We start from the raw sequence: 3,753 nt of genomic DNA, 5'->3' as shown, positions 1-3,753 counted from the left end.
CTCTGAGCTTCGTTGATGAACCTTTTAGCTTCGTGCATGAACCTCTGAGCTTCGTTGATGAACCTTTTAGCTTCGTGCATGAACCTCTGAGCTTCGTTGATGAATCTTGGGGACTAATTGCAGAATGTTGTTACTCACATTGTGGCTTAGGAAAAGGTTTGTTCAGCTAGAATTTTATCGTGATTTACTGACGTATCTTTAAATCCACTTCCCTTTGATGCAGGAGTTAGGCGTAAACCTTGCTTTTGTGGAGGTAAAGAACCACGTTGGCTGAGGAATTCTTCGAGGGCATTTTCTACGATAGCGTTAGCAGCTAAAGAGACTTCTCGATCGCCGATGTAAGCACTGAGAGCATTAGCGATCGCATCTGGCAGTGTGATATTTAGGGATTGCATAAGCTGGTTATATTGTCAGCAATTAATTTAAGAGTAACGCGATCGCATTTCCTCTCTGGGCAATCCAACAATAATCATCCTGTGCAACAATAGCTGTAGCTTTGTCGGAGTAGAAACTATGGACTGGCAACAGCACATTCATTCAGATTCTAAAATTTTGCTGGGTAAGCCGACTGTCAAAGGAACTCGTTTATCTGTAGAGTTCTTATTGGGTTTGTTTGCTGCGGGATGGACAGAACAACAAGTGCTAGAAAACTATCCTACTCTTACCTCAGAGGCACTAAGAGCGGTGTTCGCTTTTACGGCAGAGTGTAATGCGTGAAGAATCTTTGTACACTCTACCGCTTTTGTCTGAGGCGGGATGATGCGGTTTCTAGCAAATGAAAATTTTCCGCTGCCTTTTTCCCGAAATTATCGCCGGTATTCGTCGCCGCAATCGCCGATTAGCTGGTACAAATCGCGTGATTGGCGAGATACTGCATTGATGCGATCGCGATCGTCTTCATCTAAACTAAAACTAAATACTTTGGCGTTATCTTCTATATGTTCAGATACTCCAAGTCTGGCGCCAACTATCACACCTCCTACAGTTGGCTGATCTAAAATGTAACGCACTGCTACGTTAGAAATGCTTACCCCATGCTTATTAGCAATTTCTTTGAGGATAGCCAGCAACTCTTGAAATAATCGCCAACCACCCCAAGCATCGATCATATTTTTATATTTTTTCAAACTAGCAGTGGAGAGATCAAATCCTTGTGGTTCCGGTTTACCCAAATAGTTTTCTGATAAAAAACCGCCACACAGCGTACCGTAAGTAAAAAGCTTTATGTCATGCTGTTGACAAAACTCTACCATATTAACTTCAGGACGGCGGTCAATAAGCGAAAATTGCACTTGATTAGAAACAATTTTGATGCCTGATTCAGTAATAATCTTCAAGTTTTCCGTGTCAAAATTGGTTAAACCTAAATGCTTAATTTTACCATCAGTCTGAAGTTCTGCCATATATTTTAGGGCATCCAGGTAATTTTTATCCTGATATTCCCACCAGTGGAATTGCATCAAATCTAACGATTGCACATTCATTCTTCTCAAGGAAATATCAATATTTTCCTCGACGAGTTTTTTCGTCATTTTGCCTGCACGAGGTACCCATTTCGTAAAGGCTTGTACCTGAGATAAAGCATCTTTACCACGAGTATCAATTAGTTGGCAACGAAACTCACCAATAAAGTCTTCCGCAGGGCCATAATGATCTGCTAAATCCCAAGTAGTAAAGCCAGCATCTAAATATTTGAACATAGTCTCAATAGCGGCTTGGGGATTGATCTGTCCGTGTCCGCCGGATACTTGCCACATCCCATTTAATATACGGCAGATGTTCAAATCGGGAGTAAATTGGAGACGACTAGCTGCGGGTAAGTTCATTTTCAATTTATGAGTGAAAAGTTAGGAATGGGAAGACTTAACAATTACTAATAGATAAATCATAACTGATAATTCATAATTCCTAACTCCTGACTGTTTAACGCCAGCCTTTTTCAGCTTTTTCGAGAACGTAAGCAGCAACGTCTTGAATTTGCTGTTCAGAGAGACGCTCTTTGTAGGCTGACATATTATTTTTACCATTGGTAACTATAGATGTAACTGCCTCTATTGAATCCATACCATACTTTTTTAGGGCTGGCTTTTTGAGATTTTTACCGCGCCTGATGATGTTGCTGCCATTGATATGACAACCAGCACAATGAACGCTAAATATTTGTTCGCCGTTAACTGTGTCTGCTGCACTAGCAGGCAAAGTAAAAGTACTGATTAATAACAAAAACGTTACTAATACTAATGTAAGTAGTTTCTTCAATTAACTTCTCCAGATTTGGACATACTAATTGTAGGCATAAGTATCAGAACCAATACTAGAGTGATTCAAAGTCAGTTGTAAATCCGGCAAAATTGGCACAATCTTCTTGAAAAGCTTCCGCATCACTAACATCCTCAATTTTATAAGACATGATGCGCGTTCCATCTGGCATTTTTTTAGAACCAATCAATTCACCTTGATATTTCGCTGCGATCGCTTTAAAATCAACACCATAGATTTTCCAGGCATCACCCGAACAAGTAATATTTACTTGCCACATATTTCACTCCTAATTACTACCACTAAATATTCATCATCTCATAAATGGGCAACATCTTACACATCACCTCTTTGGGATTGGAATTTTCTATCTAAAGGAAGTGTCTAGCTTAATCAAGCTACGCCATAATGTTGATGTAAGAACATCTCTAGAAAATTTTATCCAAATTAGTTAAATACCAAGAGTTGAAAATGCCTAACAATATCAAGCAACAAATTCAAGCCGACTTGCAACAAGCGAAAGAAACTGGACAATTAAGAACCGAGAGGATTCGAGAAATAGTAAAATCCGCAGTTTCTCAAGTAGCTTCTGAGTTTAAACAAGGTTCTAGTGAAGTTCGTAGCATCGTGAAAGATGCAGTTTCTGCTGTAATTGAAAACTTCCAAGAAAAAGGTGGCGAACTCAAAGATGAAGTGACAGCTTCCATTGAAGGAGCGCTGGAAGGGATTAATAGCAAAAGACACGAAAGCATTGCTCAAACTCAAACAGATATAAAAAGGTTACAAGCTCAACTAGATGGTGAAGAAGAACAACTCCAACAAGAGGTTGATGTAATTTTGGCAGAGATTGAAGAGACAGGTAAGGAAAAACCTGCGAGTACCAAAACTGCCATTGATTCTGCTGTCAATGCGATTAAAGATAGCGAAGAAGTCGGATTGCTAAAGAAACGTTACGCGCAATTGCAAGCACAGCTAGCCATTGTCCGAGCTAATATGGCTGCACGCTACGGCGGACGTAATATGGAGGTTCAAGATTATCTAGACGAGGCTAAACACTGGTACGATAAGGCTCGTCCTCAAGCAGAGTCTATGGCTGTACAGGTAGGAGAGAAGCGATCGCAGTTAGAAGATAAACTGGGTGAAGCTGGTACATCTCTAGCCAGAAAAGAGCGGCAAATCAAACAAACCTTAAGAGAGTTACTTTTAACGGCAGCTGACTTATTCAAAGATAAAGAACCTGCTAAAAAAGAACGGGAGACTATTCACAAATAGGCTGCTTTAGCGTTTAATTGACTGAGAAAAAGAGGGTGGGAATTTCCCACCCTCTTTTGTTAAAACAACAGTTTTATTAGACTTATTAATCCCTCAGATCATGTCCGCATAATTAGTTATGATTCCCCACAGTCATTGCACCCCACCCCCAACCCCTCCCCGCTTACGCAGGGTGGATTAATTGTCGAGAGAGAAAATATAACATAGAAGGATGATTCCTTA

General features: G+C 40.2%; 6 protein-coding genes. 2 read left to right on the top strand and 4 right to left on the bottom strand.

Going from position 1 to position 3,753, the window contains the following annotated elements:
* Positions 1 to 146: 146 nt before the first annotated feature.
* A complete protein-coding gene (locus tag ACM0OX_RS35290; protein ID WP_414519821.1) occupies positions 147 to 395 on the bottom strand; it encodes a hypothetical protein in 249 nt (82 codons plus the stop codon).
* A gap of 118 nt (positions 396 to 513) precedes the next feature.
* On the opposite strand from ACM0OX_RS35290, the gene ACM0OX_RS35285 reads away from it, so the two are divergent.
* Positions 514 to 717, top strand: a complete 204-nt coding sequence (locus ACM0OX_RS35285) for a DUF433 domain-containing protein (RefSeq protein WP_414519819.1) — start codon at positions 514 to 516, stop codon at positions 715 to 717.
* Between the two features lie 89 nt (positions 718 to 806).
* On the opposite strand, the gene ACM0OX_RS35280 is transcribed toward ACM0OX_RS35285, so the two are convergent.
* The 3 genes from ACM0OX_RS35280 to ACM0OX_RS35270 form a co-directional block, all read right to left on the bottom strand.
* A complete protein-coding gene (locus tag ACM0OX_RS35280; protein ID WP_414519818.1) occupies positions 807 to 1,826 on the bottom strand; it encodes an aldo/keto reductase in 1,020 nt (339 codons plus the stop codon).
* A gap of 97 nt (positions 1,827 to 1,923) precedes the next feature.
* Positions 1,924 to 2,259 (bottom strand): cytochrome c6 PetJ, encoded by a 336-nt coding sequence (petJ, locus tag ACM0OX_RS35275; protein WP_414519816.1) that lies wholly within the window; start codon positions 2,257 to 2,259, stop codon positions 1,924 to 1,926.
* A 55-nt stretch (positions 2,260 to 2,314) separates the two neighbouring features.
* A complete protein-coding gene (locus ACM0OX_RS35270) occupies positions 2,315 to 2,539 on the bottom strand; it encodes a hypothetical protein (RefSeq protein WP_334928588.1) in 225 nt (74 codons plus the stop codon).
* Between the two features lie 191 nt (positions 2,540 to 2,730).
* Here ACM0OX_RS35270 and ACM0OX_RS35265 point away from each other — a divergent pair, with 191 nt between their 5' ends.
* Entirely contained in the window at positions 2,731 to 3,531 is an 801-nt protein-coding gene (locus tag ACM0OX_RS35265) for a histidine kinase (RefSeq protein ID WP_335187478.1), read from the top strand.
* Positions 3,532 to 3,753: the final 222 nt, after the last annotated feature.

The sequence above is a fragment of the Nostoc sp. PCC 9305 genome (assembly GCF_963920915.1).
Taxonomy (GTDB): Bacteria; Cyanobacteriota; Cyanobacteriia; order Cyanobacteriales; family Nostocaceae; genus Nostoc.
This window is presented reverse-complemented; position numbering and strand designations above follow the sequence as displayed.